The sequence below is a fragment of the Roseateles sp. FW301-B2 genome, from assembly GCF_058788955.1.
In genome coordinates, this window is the sequence record NZ_JBYTBE010000020.1 from 1 (window position 1) to 19,809 (window position 19,809).

The window sequence follows — 19,809 nt, forward strand, 5'->3', positions numbered from 1 at the left end:
ACCCCGCCCAGCCCCAGGGCGCAGCCGAGCAGGAACTCGCTGGCGCGGCCGCCACGGCCGGACTTGTCGCGCACCGTCACGGTGGTCTCGCCGCCGGAGAGGATCACGCAGGGCCGGGCAAAGGGCGTGCCGTGCAGGGCCACCGAGCGCGCCAGCGCCGCATGCATGGCACCGATCTCGCGCGACTCGCCCTCGATCTCGTCGGACAGGATATGCGCCGCCAGGCCCAGCTCGCGCGCCTGGGCCGCCGCCGCCTCCAGGCTCATGCGCGGCGTGGCCAGCATGCGCAGGGTCTGGCCCTGGAAGCAGGCGGCACCGGGCTTGGGCGTTTCCAGCGCGCCGCTCTGCAGGCCGGCCAGCGCGGCCGGCGGCAGCGCGATGCCGTAGCGCGTGCAGACGCCCAAGGCCTCGGCGCAGCTCGTCGGGTCGGGCAGGGTCGGGCCGGAGCCGATCACCGCCGCGTCGTCGCCCGGCACGTCGCTGATCAGTAGGGTCAGGACTTGCGCCGGGTGGCAGGCCGCCGCCAGCCGCCCGCCCTTGATGGCGGAGAGATGCTTGCGCACGCAGTTCATCTCGGCGATGGTGGCGCCGCTCTTCAGCAGGACGCGGTTGACCGCCTGCTTGTCGGCCAGGCTCAGGCCCGGGGCGGGCAGGCTCAGCAGCGCGGAGGCGCCGCCGGAGATCAGGCAGATCACCAGATCATCGGGGGTCAGGCCTTGCGTCAGTGCCAGCATGCGCGCGGCGGCCTGTTCACCCGCCGCATCGGGCACCGGGTGGGCGGCCTCCACCACCGCGATGCGCCCGGGGCGGGCGGCATAGGCGGGCGGGGTATGGTCGTAACGCGTCACCACCAGGCCGCTGAGCGGGGCCTCGGCCGGCCACAGCGCGTCCAGCGCTTCAGCCATCGCGCCGCCGGCCTTGCCGGCGCCCAGCACCAGGGTGCGGCCATGCTGCGGGGGCGCCGGCAGTTGCCCCGCCATCACCTGTAGCGGCTGGGCGCGCGCCACCGCGGCGTCGAAGAGCCGGCGCAACAGCTCGCGCGGCGGCAGCGTCATCGGGCGGGCAGCGCCTTGGGCGCAGCGTCCAGCGGGAATTTGCTGCAACCCAGGCGCGCCGAAATGTCGCGGCTGGCGGCGGTGAGCATGGCAATGATCTCCGGGGCCTTGGCTTCGTCGTAGCGGAAGCTCGGGAAGGACACGCTCATGCCGGCAATCGGCTGGCCCAGGCGGTCGAAGATGGGGATGCCCAGGCAGCGGATATGGTCGTCGAACTCCTCGCGGTCCTCGCCATAGCCCTGCGCCTTGACACGCTCCAACTCGGCCAGGAACTCGCTTCGATCCACGATGGTCTTGTCACGAAAGCGCTGGAACTCGGCGCCGTCGAGCACCCGATCGCGCCGCTCGGGATGCTCCCAGGCCATCAGCACCTTGCCGATGGCGGTGCAGTGCAGGGGCGCGCGCCGGCCGATGCGTGAGTACATGCCCAGGGTGTGGCGCGAGTCGATCTTGTGCACATAGATGATCTCGCTGTCGATCAGCGTGCCCAGGTGCACGGTCTCGCCGGTGGCGTCGGCCAGCATCTGCATATGGTGCTTGGAGAGGTCCACCAGATCCGGGTACTGCAAGGCCTTGGCACCCAGCTCGAAGGCCTTCATGGTGAGGCCGTAACGCTCGCTGCCCGACTCCTGGCGCACGTAGCCCAGGGTCATCATGGTCTGCAGAAAGCGGTAGACCGTGGCCTTGGGCATGGCCAGCCGTACCGAAAGCTCGGAGATGCCGGTTTCGCTGCGCTCGGAGAGCGCCTGCAGGATGGCAAACACCTTGAGCACCGCGGCCACCGATTCGGGCTGCTGCTTGGATGAATCAATCGAATCGTCGTCCATGCGCTGATTGCTGCTTGTTGAATGCTTCGGTCGGGTGTGTCAGATTCAGAGCGACATTGTCCACTGTGTGCGGCCCCGCTACAGCGCCGACTGGTTGCGGTATTCGCTCAGGCGCTGCGTCGCCGCGTCAAAGGGGCGCCTCGAGGTGGAGGGCCCCCAGCCGCGCAGGTGCGGGCCGAGCTGGCTGTCACGGATCAGGGCCTGCCCGTTCGGCGACACGCCCGCCTGCCAGGCGCCACGCGCCACGCCGGCATCCCAGGCCCGGCCGAGCGCGATGCTGGCCGCGGCCACACCGGGCTCGGCCAGCAGGCGGCTGCCGTCTACCAGGATGCCGAAGGGCTGCTGCGGCGCCGTGCTGGGCGCCAGCAGGTAGCCACCGCTGCCCGGCACGCGGCGGCCGGCGCGGCTGAGGACGGTGCTGTCGCTGATCACCAGCGTGCCATTGCCGAAGATGAAGTCCACGTCGCCCGCGATCAGGCTGGCCCGCAACCACACGCGCGACGGTCCGCCCCGCGGCTTGGCACGCACGAAGAAAGTGTCCTGGTGGCCCAGCAGGCGCACGTCCTGCATCTGAACTCGGTCGCCCTCGGTCATCAGGGCCACGGCCTGGGCGCCACCGCTCTCGCCCACCGCGGCCGGGTAGCCCTGGCCCTCGCGCACCGCGTCCATGGCATCGTTGACCACGCTCAGGTGCGCCAGCTGCACATCGTCGCTGAAGATCGCCAAGGTGGTGCTGCCAGCGGTGCCGTACTGGCTGGCGGCAAGGTCCGGCGTGCAGGGGTTGGCGGGCGCGCCCACCGGCTTGGGCTCCGCCGCAAAGTGCCCCTGCACGATCTGCACCGCGGCCGCATCGCCGGGATAGCCATAGAGCGTGAACGGCGCCTTGCCCTGGATGCACAGCTGCTCGCGGTAGCGGCCGGGCTTGAGCCGGATGTAGTGGCGCCGGCCCTGGGCGGGCAAGGCATCGATGGCGGCCTGCAGGCTGCGGTGGGTGCCGCTGCCATCGGCGGCCACCACGAAGTCCGCTGTCCAGGTGCTGGCGTCCAAGGGGGCAGGCTGCCAATCACCGAGGTAGTCGGCCAGCCGCATCGCGGCGGCCTGCGCCTCGCTCAGCTGCGGGCGTTCCTGGGCCTGCACCGGGCTGACCCACACCAGCAAGGCGACCAAGGCGGCCCGCATCAGAGATCGGCCAGGAACAAGGCCGGCTCGCCGTCGCAGTCCGAGCTGTAGAGCACCTGCTGCTGGTCGGGCGTGAACGAGGGATGCGGGTGCGTGACCTGGCGGTTGCCCTTGTAGACGCGCCAGCTGCTGTCGTGCCGCGCGACCTTGCGCTCCGTGCCCGCCTTGAGATCGAAGAGATGCAGGTAGGGGTCGGTCTGGATCTGGTGGCTGCTGGTGTCGGCCACATCGGCAGGCGAGTCGCAGCCATCACCGATCAGCAGCGTGCCGTCGAAATTGCTCATCAGGTGCGAGCAGGGCGGCATCAGGGCCAGGCGCTTGCTCTCCAGCGTGACCGGGTCCAGCGAACAGATCCAGCGCTCGCTCTGGCCCTTGAGGTAGGAGACATAGATCATGGCCGAGCCGTCGGGCACCCAGAACTCATGCGTGCAGGCCTCACCCTCGAGATGCTGCTTGCCGCAGCGCATGTTCGTGCCGTCCTCGTTGATGAACCACATGCGCGCATCCACCAGGTCATGCGGGCCTTCGTGGCAATAGGCCACGGTGTGATCGTCAAAGGGGCGGTACTGCGGATGGCCCAGCCAGCCCTGCTTTTCCAGGATGATCTCGCGCGCGCCGGTCGCCAGGTCGATGCGGATCAGGCGGCAGCGCGGCTTGGCGTGGAACATCTGGTGGAACTTCTGCCAGTCGGAGAGCGGGAACCAATCGTCCGCATGGATCTCGATGCCCACCATCCGGGTGCAGGCGCTGTTGGACACCCAGGTGCCATAGCCCACCCAGCCCTGCGGCACGGTGTAGACCACCTCTTCGCTCAGATCACTCAAGGCCAGGCGTATCAGCTGCCGCTCGGCGCGCACGAAGTAGAGGTGACGGTCGTCGGGGCTGAGAAAGCCGCCAAAGGTGTTCTCGCCGGCCTGGTCGGTGAGCCGGGTGGCCACCTGGGTGCGCAGATCCAGCAGGTGGTAGTTCCAGGCGCTGCCCGGCCCGAATTCGGCACCGAAGATCAGGCGCTCGCCATCGTTGCTGAAGCACTTCTGGTAAAAGTAGTTGCGATGGCAGGTGACGTCCGCCGGCGTCAGGCGCGTGACGCGTGCGCCGGTGTCGGGATCCTCGCGGGTCTCAAAGCTGAGTTGTCGGCTGTGGTGTTTCATGGTGCTTCGCTATTTGATTCGCTTCAACAGGGCATTGCCCTCGTCGACCAGGCGACGCGCCGCGGCCTCGTTGCTGGTCTTGCCATAGGCGACGGTCTCGAACACCTCGCGCATGAACTTGTGCAGGCGCGCATGCTCGAACAGCGGCGCCGGCACCGGCACGCGCCCGGCCTCACGCTGCGCCTTGATCTGTTCATGGGCAGCCAGCTCCATCGCGGGCAGCTTGTGGGCCTTGGCCAGCACCTCGAACTGCCGCGCCGCGGCCGGCACGCCGCGCGTCTTGCCCAGGATCAGGGCGGCATCGGGGTCGGTGAGCAGGTAGTTGATGAAGCGCGCCGCCAGTTCGGGCTGCTTGCTGTGGCGCCCCAAGGCCAGCATCACGGTGGGTCGGCCGAACATGCCGCTGGTCTTGGCATCCGGCAGGGTCGGGAACTCGCCCAGCACCAGCTTCTGCTCGCGGTTGAGCGTCGCGGCACGCAAGGGGATGGCCGAATCCCAGGTGAAGTTGCCGGCCCAGTTGCCCACCACCCAGTCCTGCTGCTGTTCGGTGGGCTTGTCGGCGCCCCCCAGGCTGGCGCGCAGCGGCAGCGGCGTGGCCACATGCTCGTCCACCAGGCGGCGGTAGATGCGCACCCAGTCCAGCGCCGCGGCCTCGCTCATGGCCACGCGCGGGCTCAGCGGGTCAACATAGGGCGTGCCGTATTTCTGCTGCACCCAGGCCTGGGCCAGCAGGATCATGTCGTAGAGCTCGCCGTCCAGCGGATAGGCCTGGGCCCCTAGCCGCTGCTTGAACAGCGGGCCGGCGGCGAAGAGATCGTCCCAGCTACGCGGCAAGGGCACACGGGCGCGCTGGAAGGCGGCCTCGTTCCACAGCATCACACGCGCGCTGTAGGCCGTGGGCAGGGCGTTGAGCTTGCCACCCACCATGCCGGCGGCCAGATCGTCGGCGCGGAACTGGTCCAGCGCCAGCACGTTCGCATGGCGGTTCAGGTCGGCAAAGCCATTGCCGCGCTTGCTGAACATGGCCAGCCAGGCCCAGTTGATCTGCATGATGTCGGGCTCGGAGCCGCCCGCGATCTGGGTGGTGAGCCGCTCCAGATAGCCGTTGAAGCCCATGTACTCGGCCTTGATCTTGAGGCCGGGATGCTGGCGCTCGAAGGCGGCGATGGCCTTGAGCGTGGCCTCGTGCCGACCGGCGCCGCCCCACCAGGCGAAGCGCAGCACGGTGGGTTCGGGCTGGGCACGCACCAGCAGGGGGCTGAGCGCCAGCGCGGCGCTGAACTGTCGGCGCTTCACAGCAAGAGGTTCGCGCCGGTCTCGGCATCGAACAGATGGCAGCGCTCGAGCTGCAGGTGGAACACATGCGCTGCACCGCGCGTCTTGCCGGCCAGCTCGCCCAGCTGATCGGCCGGCACACGCGCCGTCATGGCGGTCTCGCCGATGCTGAAATGCACGAACACCTCGCTGCCCATGTGCTCGACAAAGCGCAGACTGCAAGGCACGGCCAGGCTGCCTTCGCGCGGCAGTGCCGTCACATGCTCCGGCCGCAGGCCGAACTTGACGGCGCCGCTGCGGCTGCGCAGTGGCTGCGCCTTGGCAGCCGGCAGCGGCAAGACCTGGCCCCCGAGCACAACAGCCAGACCCTCGCCCTGCGGCTGCAGCTGCGCCTCGTGGATGTTCATCTCGGGCGAGCCGATGAAGCTGGCGACGAAGGCGTTGGCCGGATGGTCGTAGAGCGCGGTGGGCGTGTCCACCTGCTGGATCACCCCCTCCTTGAGCACGCAGATGCGCTCACCCATGGTCATGGCTTCCACCTGGTCGTGCGTCACATAGACCACGGTGGCGGGCTGGCCCGACTCGCGCAGATTGCGGTGCAGTTCGGTGAGGCGCACGCGCATCGAGGCGCGCAGCTTGGCATCCAGGTTGGAGAGCGGCTCGTCGAACAGAAACACCTCGGGCTTCTTGACGATGGCGCGCCCCACCGCCACGCGCTGGGCCTGGCCGCCGCTGAGCTGCTTGGGATAGCGCTCCAGCAGATGCTCCATCTCCAGCAGCTGGGCGGCATGGCGCACGCGCTGCGCCACCTCTGGCTTGGGCGTGCCGGCCAGCTTGAGCCCGAAGGCCAGGTTCTCGTACACCGTCATGTGCGGGTACAGCGCATAGTTCTGGAACACCATGGCAATGCCGCGCTGCTTGGGTGCGAGTTCATTGACCTTCTTGCTGCCGATGTGCAGCTCACCGCCGGTGATGCTCTCCAGCCCCGCGATCATGCGCAGCAGGGTGCTCTTGGCGCAGCCCGAGGGGCCCACGAAGACCATGAACTCGCCGTCGCGCACCTCCAGGTCCACGCCATGCACGGCCTTGAAGCCATTGGCATAGACCTTCTCGATTTTCTTCAGGCTCAGATGGGCCACGACTCTATCCTTTGATTCCGCTGCTGGAGGCGCCTTCGATGAAGTGCTTTTGCGCCATGAAGAACACGGTGACCGAAGGGATCAGCGCCACCACCGATATCGCGATCACATTCGCCCACTCCACTTCCTCGGTGGCACCGATGCTCATCTTCAGCGCCAGCGAGACCGGGTATTTCTCCACCGAGGCCAGGTAGATCAGCGGGCCCATGAAGTCGTTCATGGTCCAGATGAACTGGAACACGACCACCGAGATGATGGCCGGCTTGAGCAAGGGCACGATGATGTGCCAGAGCAGTTGCAGCGCGTTGCAACCGTCGATCTGCGCGGCCTCTTCCATGTCACGCGGGATGCCGCGCAGGAACTGCACCAGCATGAAGACGAAGAAGGTGTCGGTGGCAAAGGCGGAGGGAACGATCAAGGGCAGGTAGCTGTCCAGCCAGCCGAGCTCCCGAAACAGCAGGTACTGCGGCAGGCGTAACACGATCAGCGGCAGCATCATGGTGCCGACCATGACGGAGAACAATAACTTCTTGCCCCAGAACTCGAAGCGCGCGAAGGCATAGGCCACCAGCACGCAGGAGATCACCGTGACGATGATGCGTGGGATGGTGATCAGGAAGCTGTTGAGAAAGTAGGTGGCGAAGCTGTATTCCGTGCTCGTCTTCCAGCCCTTGGCATAGGCGGAAAAATCAAAACGACTGGGCCAGAAGCCGATCTCGCTGAAGATCTCGCCATTGCTCTTGAAGGATGCACCCACCAGCCACAACAAGGGGTAGAGCATCACCAAGGCCACCAGGCCCAGCGCCAGGTAGCGCAACCAGGGGCGGCCGCGCTCGCGGTTGAGCACCAGCGTCTCTGTGCTGCTCGTCATTTGCGCTCCTTCTCACCGGCGTAGAAGACCCAGTATTTGGAGCTCCAGAAGGAGAAGGCGCTCAGGCCGCCGACCAGGGCGAACAGCACCCAGGACAGCGCCGCGCCGTAGCCCAGATTGAAGAAGCGGAAGCTCTGGTCGTAGATGTAGAGCGCCAGCACATAGGTGGAGCTCAGCGGGCCGCCCTCGGTGATCAGGTAGGGCCCGTTGAACTCCTGGAAGGCATGCACCATCTGCATGATGAGGTTGAAGAAGATCACCGGCGTGATCAATGGCACGGTGATGCGCCAGAACTGCTGGAACTTGCTCGCGCCATCGCATTCCGCCGCCTCGTACAGGGAGACCGAGACGTTCTGCAGCGCCGCCAGAAAGATCACCATGGCCGAGCCGAACTGCCAGGTGAACAGCAGCACGATGGTCCACATGGAGTAATGCTCGTCGGCCAGCCAGGCGATGGGCTCGATGCCGAGCTGCGAGAGCAGCAGGTTGACCAGGCCGTTCTTGGAGAAGATGAAGCGCCACAGCACCGCCACCGCGATCGAGCCGCCCAGGATGGAGGGCAGGTAGAAGGCCGCGCGGAAGAAGTTGATGCCGCGCATCTTGAAGTTCAGCACATGGGCGATGAAGAGCGCAAAGCCCACGCGCAGCGGCACGGCCAGCGCTGCGAACAGCAGCGTCACGCCCAGCGATTTGCGGAACAGCGGGTCACCCGTGGCCAGCTCATGGTAATTCGCCAGGCCCACGAACTCCGGCGGGTCGATCAGGTCGTACTGGCTGAAGCTGAGCGCGAAGCTCGCCACGAAGGGAAAGAGCTTGAACAGCAGCACGCCCAGCACGAAGGGCAGGACGAACAGGAAGCCGAGGCGTTTGTTCTCGTACATGGCATGCGGCCTCGGCCGCCTCAAGAGGTGTGATCAGCGCGCAAGCCAGCCGCCGTCGACGGCGACGGTGTAGCCGTTCACGTAGTCGGAGGCCTGCGAGGCCAGAAACACCACCGGCCCGGCCAGATCATCGGGCACACCCCAGCGCCCGGCCGGGATGCGCTCCAGGATGGAGGCATTGCGGCCCTCATCGGCACGCAGCGCCGCGGTGTTGTTGGTGGCCATATAGCCTGGCGCGATGGCATTCACATTGATGCGGTGGGCCGCCCACTCATTCGCCATCAGGCGCGTGATGCCCATCACGCCGCTCTTGCTGGCGGTGTAGGACGGCACGCGCACACCCCCCTGGTAGGACAGCATCGAGGCCACGTTGATGATCTTGCCGCCACCGCCCTGGGCCAGGTACTGGCGCGCCACCGCCTGCGAGAAGAAGAACACCGTCTTCAGGTTCAGGTCGATGACGTCGTCCCAGTCCTTCTCGCTGAACTTGATGGCGTCCTCGCGGCGGATGATGCCGGCGTTGTTGACCAGGATGTCCACCCGGCCGCTGAGGCTCTTGGCCTGCTCCACCAGGCCCTCCAGGCAGCTGATGTCGGAGAGATTCGCGCGCAGGTCCAGGAAGCGGCGGCCCAGCGCCTCGACCTGGGAACGGGTTTCATCCGGCTCGGAGACGTTCACGCCCACGATGTCGGCGCCTGCCTGCGCCAGCGCGCGGGCCATGCCCTGGCCCAGGCCGGTGTTGCAGCCAGTGACGATGGCCACGCGGCCGTGCAGTTGGAAGTTGTCGAGGATCATGCTGCGGCCCTTCTCTCAACGCAAGGCCGTCATCGGGACATGGTCCATGTCCTTGAAGACCTGGTTTTCACCCACCATGCCCCAGATGAAGGTGTAGGCCTGCGTGCCGACGCCCGAGTGGATGCTCCAGCTCGGGTTGATGACGGCCTGTTCGTTGCGCACCACCAGGTGGCGTGTCTGCGTCGGCTCGCCCATCATGTGGAACACCGCGGCGTTCTCGCTCATGTCGAAATAGAAGTAGACCTCCATGCGCCGATCGTGCGTGTGGCAGGGCATGGTGTTCCAGAGGCTGCCGGGCTCCAGCTGGGTCATGCCCATCAGCAACTGGCAGGTGGGCAGCACATCGGGCACCAGGAACTTGTAGATGGTGCGGCGGTTGCTGGTTTCGGCGGCGCCCAGGGTCTCGGGCGAGGCCTCGGCCAGTGTCACCTTGCGGTGCGGGTAGGCCGTGTGTGCCGGCGCGCAGTTGAAGTAGAGCTTGGCGGGCACGGCGGCATCCACGCTTTCGAACTTCAGCTGCCGGGCACCCTGCCCCACATACAGGGCTTCGCGCGGGCCGATCTCGAACACCTGGCCGTCCACCGTGGCGCGTGCAGCGCCACCGATATTGATGAGGCCCAGCTCACGGCGCTGCAGGAAGAACTCGGTGCCGGTGTGGCGCCCCAGCTCGGGCGAAAAGCTCACCGCCTGAGTCACCGGCATGATGCCGCCGACGATGATGCGGTCGATCTGGCTGTAGGTCAGCGTGGCCGCATCGGGCTTGAACAGGTCTTCCACCAGAAAGTGGCGGCGCAGGCCTTCGGTGTCCAGCGTGCGCGCATGTTCGCTGTGGATGGGTTGGCGGATTTCCATCGTGCTTTTCCTTGCTCTGGCAGGGTTCTTGGCGGCCCTGCCGAGGCGGCAGGACGGGGTGATTGGACGCAAGCTTAGACAGCTCGGGACTTTCCCGGAATTATGGTTTCTATTTAGTGAACCACTGTTTCATTTTTCTGCGCAGCCGCTATAGTGATTCGAAATCGCAGCGCCAGGAGTGCCCGCATGAACCCGTTTTTCGACGCCGCCACCACCCCTTGGGAAGAACTGGGCGACGGCATCCGCCGCAAGATCGTGGGCCACACGCCCGGCTTGATGTCGGTGCTGGTGCAGTTCGACCAGGGCGCCATCGGCACCCCGCATGCCCATGACGAGCACGACCAGATCGCCTACGTGATCAGCGGCTCCTTCGAAGCCGAGGTCGCCGGCCAGAAGCGCGTGCTGCGTGCCGGCGACGCCTTCATTGCCCCGCGCCTGCACGCGCATGGCGTGGTGGCCCTGGAAGCCGGCAGCACCTTGCTGGACCAATTCACCCCCCGCCGCGAGGACTACCTCTAGCCCTCCTAGCCACACAGCGGCGGGCGGCACTGCAGCAGCTCTCCGAGTCACCCCAGGCGCCCTGCGCGCGCCCCCATGGTCAACCCGACCGAGCCACGGACACAGAAACCGGGCCAGGGCAAGACTTGCAAAACAATCGGAGACATCGCACATGCAGACCCGCCAACGCCACACCCCGCCCCGCCTTTCCAAACTGAACGCCTGCCTGCTGGCCGGCAGCAGCCTGCTGATCGCGTCCGCCGCACAGGCCCAGCAGACCGCCAAGAGCGAACCTGCTGCGCTGGACCAGGTGGTCGTCACCGGCCTGCGCGCCTCGCTGGAAAGCGCCCTGCGCACCAAGCGCGATGACAGCGGCATCGTCGATGTCATCAAGGCCGAGGACATGGGCAAGTTTCCGGACACCAACCTGGCCGAATCGCTGCAGCGTGTGCCCGGCGTGGTGATCGACCGGGATGCCGGCGAGGGCCGCAGCATCACGGTGCGCGGCCTGGGGCAGGACTTCACCCGCGTGCGCATCAACGGGGTGGAGGCCCTGGCCACCACCGGCGGCACCGACAGCTCGGGTGGCGCCAACCGTTCGCGCGGCTTCGATTTCAATGTGTTCGCCGCCGATCTGTTCAGTTCGCTGACGGTGCGCAAGAGCAGCTCGGCCGATGTGGACGAAGGTTCGCTGGGTGCGACGGTCGACCTGCAGACCGCCCGCCCCTTCGACCTGAAAGGCTTCACCGCCGCGGTGTCGCTGAAGGGCGTGTACAACGATCTCTCGGGCAAGACCAATCCCAAGGCGTCCTTCCTGGTCTCCAACACCTTCGCCGACAACAAGGTGGGCGTGCTGCTCTCGGGTGCGTCATCCAAGCGCCAGTTGCTGGAAGAAGGCTTCAGCACGGTGCGCTGGGACAACGGCCCCTCCTCGGGAGGCTGGTGCCCGCCGCAAGGCATCACCACAGGCTTGCCGGCCGGCTCCACCGCCACCACCTGCGGCCCGGCCGCCCAAGGCGTGACACGCCTGCCGAACACGCCGGAGAACATCGCCGCCTTCAACGCCGCCAGCAAGGCAGAGAACTTCCACCCGCGCCTGCCACGCTATGGCCGCCTCACCCACGACCAGGACCGCCTGGGCCTGACCGGTGCGATCCAGGTCAAGCCGGCCGAGGGCACCCTGCTGACGCTGGACATGCTGTACTCCAAGCTCAAGGCGACGCGGCAGGAAGACTTCCTGGAAGCGATCTCCTTCAGCCGCACGCTCTCGCAGGGCGGCAAGCCACAGACCAGCGTGCTGGCCACGGAATACGGCCCGAACGGCGAGTTGCTCTATGGCAAGTACAACGGCGTGGACATCCGCTCGGAATCGCGCTTCGACGAGCTCTCCACCACCTTCACCCAGCCCACGCTCACGCTCGAGCAGGACATCGGTGATTCGCTCAAGCTCACCGCCCGCGTGGGCCGCGCGACCTCGAAGTTCAGCAACCCGATCCAGACCACCACCACCCTGGATGCGGCGAACGTGAATGGCTACGAGATCGACTTCCGCGCCAATGACCGCGCGCCGTCCATCACCTATCCCTTCAGCCCCACCGATCCGAACGGCCCGCTGAAGATCCTGGGCGTGCCGGTGGGCTCCAGCAGCATCACCAATTTCACCCCCAGCGAGATCCGCATCCGGCCCCAAGGTGCCACCAATATCAACGACATCGCGCACCTGGACCTGGCCTGGGAGCTGATCCCCGACCGGCTCACCCTGAAGGGCGGCGCCGACTACAAGAAGTTCAGCTTCACGACCTTCGAGTCGCGCCGCACGGTGGAGACCATGAACACCCTGCCGGCCGGCGTCAGCCAGGCCAGCCTGGTCACCGCACTCAACGGTTTCGGCAAGGGCCAGAGCCTGCCGGCCGGCACCGCCACGGCCTGGCTGATCCCCGACCTGAATGCCATCGCCGCCGCCTACGACATCTACTGCAACTGCCTCAAGACCGGTGCGGCCGGCGGCCCGGGCGACTTCACTCTCACCTCCATCACCAACGGCAACGCGCGCGGCAACAACCGCGCCGTGGTGGAGACGGACACCGGTGGCTTCCTGCAGGCCGACTTCAACACCAGCCTGGCCGGCGTGCCGCTGCGCGGCAATGCCGGCGTGCGCTATGTGAAGACCAATATGACGGCCGATGGCTACCTGGCCACCGCAGGCGGCACCGCCGTCACCGCCGAGAACAGCTACAGCGACGTGCTGCCTGCGGTGAATGTGGCCGCCACGCTGAGCAAGGACCTGATCCTGCGCGGCGCGGTGGCCAAGGTGATGTCGCGGCCGCAGCTGGGCAATCTGAGCCCGGGCGGCACGCTCAACACCACCGGCACGCTTTCCTACACCGGCGGCAACCCCCTGCTCAAGCCCTTTCGCGCCACCACCTACGACACCAGCCTGGAGTGGTACCACGCGAAGAATGCCTTCGTCGGCCTTGGCCTGTTCCAGAAGAACATCAAGACCTATATCCAGACCCTGCGCACCAACATCCCCTACAGCCAGACCGGCCTGCCGATGGCCCTGCTGCCGCCCGGCTTCACGGGTGAGGAGGTGTTCCAGGTCTCGGCCCCGATCAACACCGATGGCGGCAAGCTCAGCGGCTATGAGCTGAACGTGCAGCAACCCTTCAGCTTCCTGCCGGGCTGGGGCAAGAACTTCGGTGCGCTGCTGAACTACACCTATGTGAAGTCCAAGATCCAGTACGTGGTATCGCCCACCAGCAACACCACCATCACCGACGATCTCATCAACCTCTCGCCCAAGTCCTACAACGCCACGCTGTACTACGACGACGGCACCTTGAGCGCGCGCCTGTCGGGCTCGCAACGATCGAGTTATCTGACCCGCGTGCCGGGCCAGAACAACAACGATGTCGAAGGCAAGAACAAAACCTTCAACGTCGACTTCTCGATCTCCTACAAGGTGACACCGCAGCTGGACGTGACCCTGGAGGGCGTGAACCTGACCAACCAGCCGAACGACCAGTTCATCAGCCGGGCCCGCGACAGCGTGGTGGTCAACAACGTCACCGGGCGCGAGTACCTGATCGGCCTGCGCTACAAGTTCTGAGCCGCGTGATCCGCAGGCTGGCACTCTCCGCGGCCCTGCTCTGCAGCGTGGCGCTTCCCGCCCACGCGCAGACGCTGGGGCTGCGCATCCTCCTGGTGGGCGACTCCACCATGGCGCCGCGCAGCGGCTACGGCAATGCGCTGTGCCAAAGCCTGGACCAGCTCGCCTGCCTCAACCTCGCGCGCGGTGGCCGCAGCAGCAAGAGCTACCGCGCCGAGGGCCTGTGGGGCGCCGTGCTCACCTTGCTGCGCGACGGCGGGCAGCGCGATCTCGTGCTGATCCAGTTCGGCCACAACGATCAAGCCGGCAAGCCCGGTCGCTCGACCGATCTGGCCACCGAGTTCGGCCCCAACCTGGCCGCCTATGTGCAGGAAGTGCGCGCCCTGGGCGCCCATCCGGTGCTGCTGACGCCGCTCACACGGCGCAGTTTTGCCCAGGGCGTGTTGCAGAACGACTTGCGCCCCTGGGCCGAAGCCTGCCTGCGCGTGGCGGCAGAGCTCGATGTTCCCGTGATCGACCTGAACGCAGTCAGCGCCGCCGCCGTCGAGGCCTTGGGGCAGGCCGGCGCCGACGCACTGGCAATGGCGCCGCCGCAGTTCGACCGCACCCATCTGGGCAGGCAGGGCTCCGCCCTGTTCGCCGAGCAGGTGTTGCAGGCCCTGCTGGCTTTGCATCCCGAGTTGCGGGCGGCGCTCAGCACGGCGCCGTGAGCGCCAGCCACCCACCGCGCGCCATCCGCCTCAGTGCCGCGACGACCAGCGTTCGTAGGCCGCCAAGGCCTTCAGCGGCCAGGTGCCGAACCAGGCATAGCCATTGCGGCGCTCCGCGCTGATCTCGTTGACGTCGTCGTGCAGGGTCTTGTCGCGGTCGCCGAACACCGGCTTGAGCGTGCTGGCGTCGTAATAGCGTGCCCACAGCGGGCTGGCGCCCGACTTGTGGCTGAGGCGCCTGCCCTGGCTGTCGTCCTGCCGGGCCCACTGCACATCGGCAAGCGCCAGCTCACGCAAACTGGCGATGCCGGCCTCGACGGCCTGCTTCAACTCGGGCGACGGTTGCGGTTGGCGCATCAGGTAGAGCAGCACATCGGCGCTCTCGCCGCTGCACAAGGAGGCAGGCTCGTAGTTGCGCGCTGCCACTGGCGCCAGGCTCAGGGCATCGTACTGCTGTGCCCAGATCAGCTTGCGGCGCTGGCCGCGCACTTGCGCCGCCAGCAGCAAGGCGATGGCACGCTGCTCGGCAGCCAGCGCCTGCGCGCGCAGCGCGCCTGGCACAAAGCGCCACTCGGCCGCCCCCTGCCCGGCCTCGCCCAGCAACTCGGCCACCTCCACCACGGCGTTGTCGTTCAGGGTGATGGCGTCGTGGTAGCCGCCTTGCAGGGGCCAGACCTGCGGCCAGCCGCCGTTGGGGAACTGGGCTGCCAGCAGGTAGGTCAGACCCTTGAGCGCGCTGGCCCGATAGGCGGCTGCAGCGGCCGCATCGGGCAATTGTGCCGCCACCTTGGCCAGGAAGCGGATCTCGCTGATGGTGGCGTCGTTGTCGATGGTGCCCACATAGCTCCAGCGCGGGTTCTCGGCCAGATCGAAATCGCCTGACAGCGCACGCAGCGAGTTGTTGTCGGCCACGTAGTCCTGGCCGGGCAGGCGCGGCGCTCGGTCGCGCGGCTGGTTCTTGCCCCAACCGCCCGCCGGGGTCTGGAAGCTCACGATGTTGTCCGCCACCTGGCGCGCCGCGGCGCTGGCGTACCAGTCCGGGCTTTGGTTCAGCGGCATGCTCTTGTCAGCATGGCCACCCTCGGGTGCGGGCGGCACCGGGGTGCCGCTCGGCAAGGCGGCGCGCTCGGCGGCCAGCGCCGCACGGTCGGCCTCGCGCTGCTGCTGCGAGCGCGCCAGATAGTCCAGCCAGGGCGCACGCTGATCAGGCGCCAGCGCCGCTTCGACGCGCGCCACCGTCAGCGAGTTCGCGGGCACATTGATGCCGATGACGGCGGCCCGCACCGCGCCCACCTGCAACAGGCTCAGGCCGAACAGGCCCGCAAGCACCAGGCGCGCAGCCCTCATGTCAAAGCCTCCTGCATCAGGTCGCTCATCGCCGCGAGGGGAATCACGGCGCCACGGTGCTGGATGACGCGCGCAGCCAGGCGGTTACCGAACCGGGCGGCCTCCAGTGCCGAACGCCCCAGCAAGCGCCGACTCAGGTAGCCGGCGGCGAAGGAATCGCCCGCGGCGGTGGTGTCCACCACCTGGGCCACCGGTTCGGTGGCAGCTTGCTGCCAGCCGGCATCCGCAGCGCCGCGCACCAAGGTGGCGGCAGCACCGCGCTTGATCAGCAGTTCGGGGCTGGGCAGCGTTTGCGCGGCTGCCACGGCAGTCTCCAGGTTGGGCAGGCCGAACAGGGCCTGGTGGTCGTCGGCCGTGACCAGCGCGATGCTGGCCAGCTCGAAGGCGCGAGCGAAGGCCGCGCGCGCCTGCGCCGCATCGGGCCAGAGCCGCGGCCGGTAGTTGTTGTCGAACACCACCGCGGCGCCGCGCTCACGCAGCGCCTGCATCAGCATGAACAGGCGCTCGCGCCCGGCTGGCGGCAGGATGGCCAGGCTGATGCCGCTGAGGTAGAGCGCATCCCAGTGGTACAGCCCCTGCTCCAGCGGCGTGATGCCGCCGTCAAAGTAGGCCTTGGCGGCGCTGTGCTCGCGCCAGTAGCTGAAGCTGCGTTCGCCGCGCTCGTCCACCTCGATCAGGTACTGGCCTGGCAGGCGGCCGGGAATCTGCAACACCAGATCCAGGGCCAGTCCATCGCCGGCCCAGCGCTGCAGCAGCTTGGCGCTGAGGGGATCGTCGCCCAGCGCGGTGGCGTAGTGGCAGCGCAGGCCGGCAGCGGCACCACAGCGCGCCAGGTAGACCGCGGTGTTGAAGGTGTCGCCGCCATAGCTTTGTGTGAGCGTGCCCAGGGCCTGGCCCTGCAGCTCCAGCATGCACTCGCCCACCAGGGCCACCTGCTTGACGCGATCGGCTGGGATGCCTGCCTCCATGCAATCACCTAGTTGTTTTGAAACACTGTTTCGTTATTCTATTTTTCCCAGCGGATTTTCCGAAACGGTAGTGACCCTGATGCCCACCTCACCCGCCCCTGGCCTGCTGCTGCTCACCGGTGCCGCCGGCAGCCTGGGCCGTCTCCTGCGCGAGCCGCTGGCCACGCTGTGCGGGCCGGCACAGCGCTATGCCGGCCTGCGCCTGAGCGATCTGGGCGCTGAAGCCGCCACGCCCGGATGGCAGCGCTGTGACCTCGGCGAGCGCGCCGCCACCGAGCAGCTGCTGCAAGGCGTGGCCGCGGTCGTGCACCTGGGCGGGGTGGCGCTGGAGAGCCCCTTCGATGGCATCTGCGATGCCAATATCCGCGGCGTGTTCCATTTGTACGAGGCGGCACGCCTGGCCGGCACGCGCCGCATCGTGTTCGCCAGTTCCAACCATGTGACCGGCTGCTACCCACAGGGCGACATGCTGGACCCGTCCAGCCCACCACGGCCCGACGGGTTCTACGGCGTCAGCAAGCTGTTCGGCGAGGCCATGGCGCAGCTCTACTGGGACCGCTACGGCATCGAAAGCGTGTGCCTGCGGCTGGGCTCGGTGACGGCCCGGCCCGAGGACAGGCGCGCACTCGCCACCTGGCTCAGCCATGGCGATCTGCTGCGCCTGGTGCGCGCCGCACTGCAGGCGCCCGCGGTGGCTTGCCTCACCGTCTATGGCGTCTCGGCCAACCCTGGCCGCTGGTGGAGCGAGGCGGGCTGGGCGCAGCTGGGCTACGCGCCGCAGGACAGCGCCGAGCCCTGGCGCGCGACCCTGCAAGACCTGACCCCAGCGCCCGACTCACCGATGGCGCGCCTGCAGGGCGGCAGCTTTCTCGGCCTGGGACCCTTCCCGCGTGAGCCATGAGGATCGAGCGCTTCTGGTCCGGCCGGGCCGACCTCGCCGAGAGCCCGCTCTGGGCGCCGGCCGAAGCGGCCTTCTACTGGGTGGACATCGAGCGCGGCCAGATCTGGCGCCATGATGGCTCGACGCGCCCGGCGCGCTGCTGGCAACTGGACCAAGCGGTGGGCTGCATCGCCCTGCGCACCGGCGGCGGCCTGCTCGCGGCGCTGCGCGACGGCGTCTATGCGCTGCGCCTGCAGGACGACGGCAGCCACCATGCCGAACGGATCGCCGCCGCGCGCCACGGCCCGGGCCTGCGCTTCAACGACGGGCGTTGCGATCGTCAGGGTCGCTTCTGGGTCGGCAGCATGGACGACAGCAGCGGGGCCGCCGCGCCCCTCGGCAGCCTGGCCCGGCTCAGCAGCGCGAGCGAAGCCGGCGGCCAATGGCAGCCCCCCTTGCGCGGCGATCTGCGCGTACCCAATGGCCTGGCCTTCAGCCCTGACGGGCGACGCCTCTACTTCAGCGACTCACATGCCTCGCAAGCCATCGTCTGGGTCTGCGAGTACGCGGTAGAGAGCGGCCAGGCCGGCCCGCCACGCCGCTTCATCGAACGCCTGCCCGCAGGCCGCCCGGACGGCGCCGCCGTCGACGCCGAAGGCGGCTACTGGATCTGCGCCAACGATGGCGCGGCCGTGCTGCGCTACACCCCCGATGGCCAACTGGACCGGCGCATCGCGCTGCCCATGGCCAAGCCCACCATGTGTGCCTTTGGCGGCCATGACCTGGCGACCTTGCTGATCACCTCGATGCGACCCGCGTGCGGGCCCGGTTCGGAGCACGATGGCCGCCTATGCGCGCTGCGGCCAGGCGTGTGCGGCCTGCCCGAGGCCAGCGCTATCTGACGCGTGCCTCGAACCAGCGGCCCAGCAGGGCCCGCTCATCCTCGGTGATGCCGGTGGCATTGCCCAGCGGCATGGTCTTCTGCAGCACCGCCTGCTGGTAGAGCGCGGCGGCGTTGCGTTCGATCAGCGCGGCCGTGTGCAGTTGCATGCCCTTCTGCGCCAGCTGCTCGTTGTGGCACAGCACGCAGCGCTGCTGCACGATGGCCTGTACCTGGGCCAGGCTGGGCGCCGCCGCCACGGCCGGCCGCGGTGCCGGCGCCATCCAGGCGATCAGCCCGGCCAGCAGCGCCAGCGCGGCGACGATCAGGCCCCAGGCGTTGACGCCCTTGTGACGCTTGACGAACCAGGTGCGCACCAGCACGCCCACCGCCATCAGCACGATCAGCGTTAACCAGTTCTGGGGGTGGTTGAAGAGCATGCCGTAGTGGTTGCTCAGCATCGCGATCAGCACCGGCAGGCCGAAGTAGGTGTTGTGCACGCTGCGCTGCTTGCCGCGCTGGCCGAACATCGGGTTCACCGGCCGGCCGACGCGCATGTCGGCAATCACCTGCTTCTGGCCGGGGATGATCCAGAAGAACACATTGGCGCTCATGATGGTCGCGATCATGGCGCCCATCAGCAGGAAGGCGGCGCGGCCGGCAAACAGCTGGCAGGCGCCCCAGGTGGCGGCGGCCACGAAGGCAGAGATCAGGCCCAGCACCAGGCCGTCGTTGCCGATCTGCCCGTTCTTGGTGTGGCCGAAGCGGCGGCAGATCTGGTCGTAGAAGATCCAGCCCGCGGCGAGGAAGCCCAGCGCCCCGGCCACCGCGGCCGGCGCGCTCCAGTCGTGCACGCGGCGGTCGATCAGAAAGCTCTCCGCATTGAAGAGATAGAGCACCACGAAGAGCGCAAAGCCGCTCATCCAGGTCCAGTAGCTTTCCCAGTAGAACCAGTGCAGGTGCTGCGGCAGATTGGCCGGCGCCACCATGTACTTCTGCGGGTTGTAGAACCCGCCGCCGTGCACGGCCCACAGCTCGCCGTCCACGCCGCGTGCCTTCAGGTCGGGCGCCTCGGGCTTGGTGAGGTGGTTGTCCAGCCAGACGAAATAGAACGACGCGCCGATCCAGGCGATCACGGTGACGAGGTGCAGCCAGCGCAGCAGCAGATTGGCCCAGTCGAACAGATAGGCTTCCAAGCGCATCCTTTCCATGCGGCCCACCACAGGCGGGCGCTGTGGGCTGCGGTAGGGGTCGCGCCTTCCCGGTGCTGGACGCGGGCGCCGCTGCGACGGGCAAAGTGTATACAGTTTTGCCGCAAGCAAGCAGGCAGGCGGGCGATGCGGGCTGCGTCCGGCCCTCGGGTGTCAGCGCCGGCAATTTGGTTGATATTGC

The 19,809-nt window shown here is 67.7% G+C and carries 18 protein-coding genes; 5 read left to right on the top strand and 13 right to left on the bottom strand.

What is annotated here, in order from left to right; genetic code table 11:
- From AC3WQY_RS14550 to kduI, 10 genes are all read right to left on the bottom strand, one after another.
- The coding region (locus AC3WQY_RS14550; protein ID WP_492709354.1) for a glycerate kinase type-2 family protein at positions 1 to 1,055 on the bottom strand (1,055 nt) is incomplete at its 3' end.
- Positions 1,052 to 1,882, bottom strand: a complete 831-nt coding sequence (gene kdgR / locus AC3WQY_RS14555) for a DNA-binding transcriptional regulator KdgR (RefSeq protein WP_285233283.1) — start codon at positions 1,880 to 1,882, stop codon at positions 1,052 to 1,054. The genes kdgR and AC3WQY_RS14550, both read right to left, overlap by 4 nt.
- A 78-nt stretch (positions 1,883 to 1,960) precedes the next feature.
- Positions 1,961 to 3,061 (bottom strand): pectinesterase family protein, encoded by a 1,101-nt coding sequence (locus AC3WQY_RS14560; protein WP_492709356.1) that lies wholly within the window; start codon positions 3,059 to 3,061, stop codon positions 1,961 to 1,963.
- Positions 3,061 to 4,212 carry an oligogalacturonate lyase family protein gene (locus AC3WQY_RS14565; protein ID WP_492709358.1) on the bottom strand — a complete coding sequence of 384 codons (1,152 nt, stop codon included), beginning with the start codon at positions 4,210 to 4,212 and terminating at the stop codon, positions 3,061 to 3,063. Before AC3WQY_RS14565 ends, AC3WQY_RS14560 begins: the two co-directional genes overlap by 1 nt.
- Before the next feature lie 9 nt (positions 4,213 to 4,221).
- On the bottom strand, positions 4,222 to 5,508 hold the full coding sequence (locus AC3WQY_RS14570) for an ABC transporter substrate-binding protein (protein ID WP_492709360.1): 1,287 nt from the start codon (positions 5,506 to 5,508) through the stop codon (positions 4,222 to 4,224).
- A complete protein-coding gene (locus tag AC3WQY_RS14575) occupies positions 5,505 to 6,626 on the bottom strand; it encodes an ABC transporter ATP-binding protein (protein ID WP_285233287.1) in 1,122 nt (373 codons plus the stop codon). The genes AC3WQY_RS14570 and AC3WQY_RS14575 overlap by 4 nt, the downstream gene beginning before the upstream one ends.
- A 4-nt stretch (positions 6,627 to 6,630) precedes the next feature.
- Positions 6,631 to 7,497 (bottom strand): carbohydrate ABC transporter permease, encoded by an 867-nt coding sequence (locus AC3WQY_RS14580; RefSeq protein WP_285233288.1) that lies wholly within the window; start codon positions 7,495 to 7,497, stop codon positions 6,631 to 6,633.
- On the bottom strand, positions 7,494 to 8,378 hold the full coding sequence (locus AC3WQY_RS14585) for a carbohydrate ABC transporter permease (protein WP_492709362.1): 885 nt from the start codon (positions 8,376 to 8,378) through the stop codon (positions 7,494 to 7,496). The genes AC3WQY_RS14580 and AC3WQY_RS14585 overlap by 4 nt, the downstream gene beginning before the upstream one ends.
- Before the next feature lie 33 nt (positions 8,379 to 8,411).
- Positions 8,412 to 9,173, bottom strand: a complete 762-nt coding sequence (gene kduD / locus AC3WQY_RS14590; RefSeq protein ID WP_492709364.1) for a 2-dehydro-3-deoxy-D-gluconate 5-dehydrogenase KduD — start codon at positions 9,171 to 9,173, stop codon at positions 8,412 to 8,414.
- Positions 9,174 to 9,188: 15 nt separating this feature from the next.
- Positions 9,189 to 10,025: a 5-dehydro-4-deoxy-D-glucuronate isomerase gene (gene kduI / locus AC3WQY_RS14595; protein WP_492709366.1), complete on the bottom strand. Its 837-nt coding sequence runs from the start codon at positions 10,023 to 10,025 to the stop codon at positions 9,189 to 9,191.
- Positions 10,026 to 10,211: 186 nt separating this feature from the next.
- Here kduI and AC3WQY_RS14600 point away from each other — a divergent pair, with 186 nt between their 5' ends.
- The 3 genes from AC3WQY_RS14600 to AC3WQY_RS14610 all read left to right on the top strand — a co-directional run bounded on the left by AC3WQY_RS14600 (position 10,212) and on the right by AC3WQY_RS14610 (position 14,342).
- Positions 10,212 to 10,544 carry a cupin domain-containing protein gene (locus AC3WQY_RS14600; RefSeq protein WP_285233292.1) on the top strand — a complete coding sequence of 111 codons (333 nt, stop codon included), beginning with the start codon at positions 10,212 to 10,214 and terminating at the stop codon, positions 10,542 to 10,544.
- Between the two features lie 151 nt (positions 10,545 to 10,695).
- Positions 10,696 to 13,632 (top strand): TonB-dependent receptor, encoded by a 2,937-nt coding sequence (locus AC3WQY_RS14605; RefSeq protein WP_285233293.1) that lies wholly within the window; start codon positions 10,696 to 10,698, stop codon positions 13,630 to 13,632.
- A gap of 5 nt (positions 13,633 to 13,637) precedes the next feature.
- Positions 13,638 to 14,342 carry a rhamnogalacturonan acetylesterase gene (locus AC3WQY_RS14610; protein WP_285233294.1) on the top strand — a complete coding sequence of 235 codons (705 nt, stop codon included), beginning with the start codon at positions 13,638 to 13,640 and terminating at the stop codon, positions 14,340 to 14,342.
- Positions 14,343 to 14,372: 30 nt separating this feature from the next.
- On the opposite strand, the gene pelA is transcribed toward AC3WQY_RS14610, so the two are convergent.
- A complete protein-coding gene (gene pelA / locus AC3WQY_RS14615; protein WP_285233295.1) occupies positions 14,373 to 15,689 on the bottom strand; it encodes a pectate lyase in 1,317 nt (438 codons plus the stop codon).
- On the bottom strand, positions 15,686 to 16,657 hold the full coding sequence (locus tag AC3WQY_RS14620; RefSeq protein ID WP_285233296.1) for a sugar kinase: 972 nt from the start codon (positions 16,655 to 16,657) through the stop codon (positions 15,686 to 15,688). Before AC3WQY_RS14620 ends, pelA begins: the two co-directional genes overlap by 4 nt.
- Before the next feature lie 79 nt (positions 16,658 to 16,736).
- On the opposite strand from AC3WQY_RS14620, the gene AC3WQY_RS14625 reads away from it, so the two are divergent.
- Both AC3WQY_RS14625 and AC3WQY_RS14630 read left to right on the top strand, forming a co-directional pair.
- A complete protein-coding gene (locus tag AC3WQY_RS14625) occupies positions 16,737 to 17,558 on the top strand; it encodes an NAD-dependent epimerase/dehydratase family protein (RefSeq protein ID WP_285233297.1) in 822 nt (273 codons plus the stop codon).
- The gene (locus tag AC3WQY_RS14630; RefSeq protein WP_285233298.1) at positions 17,555 to 18,439 is read left to right on the top strand and encodes an SMP-30/gluconolactonase/LRE family protein; all 885 of its coding nucleotides are present in this window, start codon (positions 17,555 to 17,557) and stop codon (positions 18,437 to 18,439) included. Before AC3WQY_RS14625 ends, AC3WQY_RS14630 begins: the two co-directional genes overlap by 4 nt.
- On the opposite strand, the gene AC3WQY_RS14635 is transcribed toward AC3WQY_RS14630, so the two are convergent.
- Positions 18,432 to 19,613: a urate hydroxylase PuuD gene (locus AC3WQY_RS14635; RefSeq protein ID WP_285235511.1), complete on the bottom strand. Its 1,182-nt coding sequence runs from the start codon at positions 19,611 to 19,613 to the stop codon at positions 18,432 to 18,434. The genes AC3WQY_RS14630 and AC3WQY_RS14635 overlap by 8 nt on opposite strands.
- Positions 19,614 to 19,809: the final 196 nt, after the last annotated feature.

Excerpts from the sequence above, each read along its gene's own strand:
- AC3WQY_RS14580 (WP_285233288.1), bottom strand. The coding sequence starts at position 7,497 with ATGACGAGCAGCACAGAGACGCTGGTGCTCAACCGCGAGCGCGGCCGC.
- AC3WQY_RS14585 (WP_492709362.1), bottom strand. The coding sequence starts at position 8,378 with ATGTACGAGAACAAACGCCTCGGCTTCCTGTTCGTCCTGCCCTTCGTG.
- kduI (WP_492709366.1), bottom strand. The coding sequence starts at position 10,025 with ATGGAAATCCGCCAACCCATCCACAGCGAACATGCGCGCACGCTGGAC.
- AC3WQY_RS14560 (WP_492709356.1), bottom strand. The coding sequence starts at position 3,061 with ATGCGGGCCGCCTTGGTCGCCTTGCTGGTGTGGGTCAGCCCGGTGCAG.
- kduD (WP_492709364.1), bottom strand. The coding sequence starts at position 9,173 with ATGATCCTCGACAACTTCCAACTGCACGGCCGCGTGGCCATCGTCACT.
- AC3WQY_RS14605 (WP_285233293.1), top strand. The coding sequence starts at position 10,696 with ATGCAGACCCGCCAACGCCACACCCCGCCCCGCCTTTCCAAACTGAAC.
- kdgR (WP_285233283.1), bottom strand. The coding sequence starts at position 1,882 with ATGGACGACGATTCGATTGATTCATCCAAGCAGCAGCCCGAATCGGTG.
- AC3WQY_RS14600 (WP_285233292.1), top strand. The coding sequence starts at position 10,212 with ATGAACCCGTTTTTCGACGCCGCCACCACCCCTTGGGAAGAACTGGGC.
- AC3WQY_RS14565 (WP_492709358.1), bottom strand. The coding sequence starts at position 4,212 with ATGAAACACCACAGCCGACAACTCAGCTTTGAGACCCGCGAGGATCCC.
- AC3WQY_RS14630 (WP_285233298.1), top strand. The coding sequence starts at position 17,555 with ATGAGGATCGAGCGCTTCTGGTCCGGCCGGGCCGACCTCGCCGAGAGC.
- AC3WQY_RS14620 (WP_285233296.1), bottom strand. The coding sequence starts at position 16,657 with ATGGAGGCAGGCATCCCAGCCGATCGCGTCAAGCAGGTGGCCCTGGTG.
- pelA (WP_285233295.1), bottom strand. The coding sequence starts at position 15,689 with ATGAGGGCTGCGCGCCTGGTGCTTGCGGGCCTGTTCGGCCTGAGCCTG.
- AC3WQY_RS14625 (WP_285233297.1), top strand. The coding sequence starts at position 16,737 with ATGCCCACCTCACCCGCCCCTGGCCTGCTGCTGCTCACCGGTGCCGCC.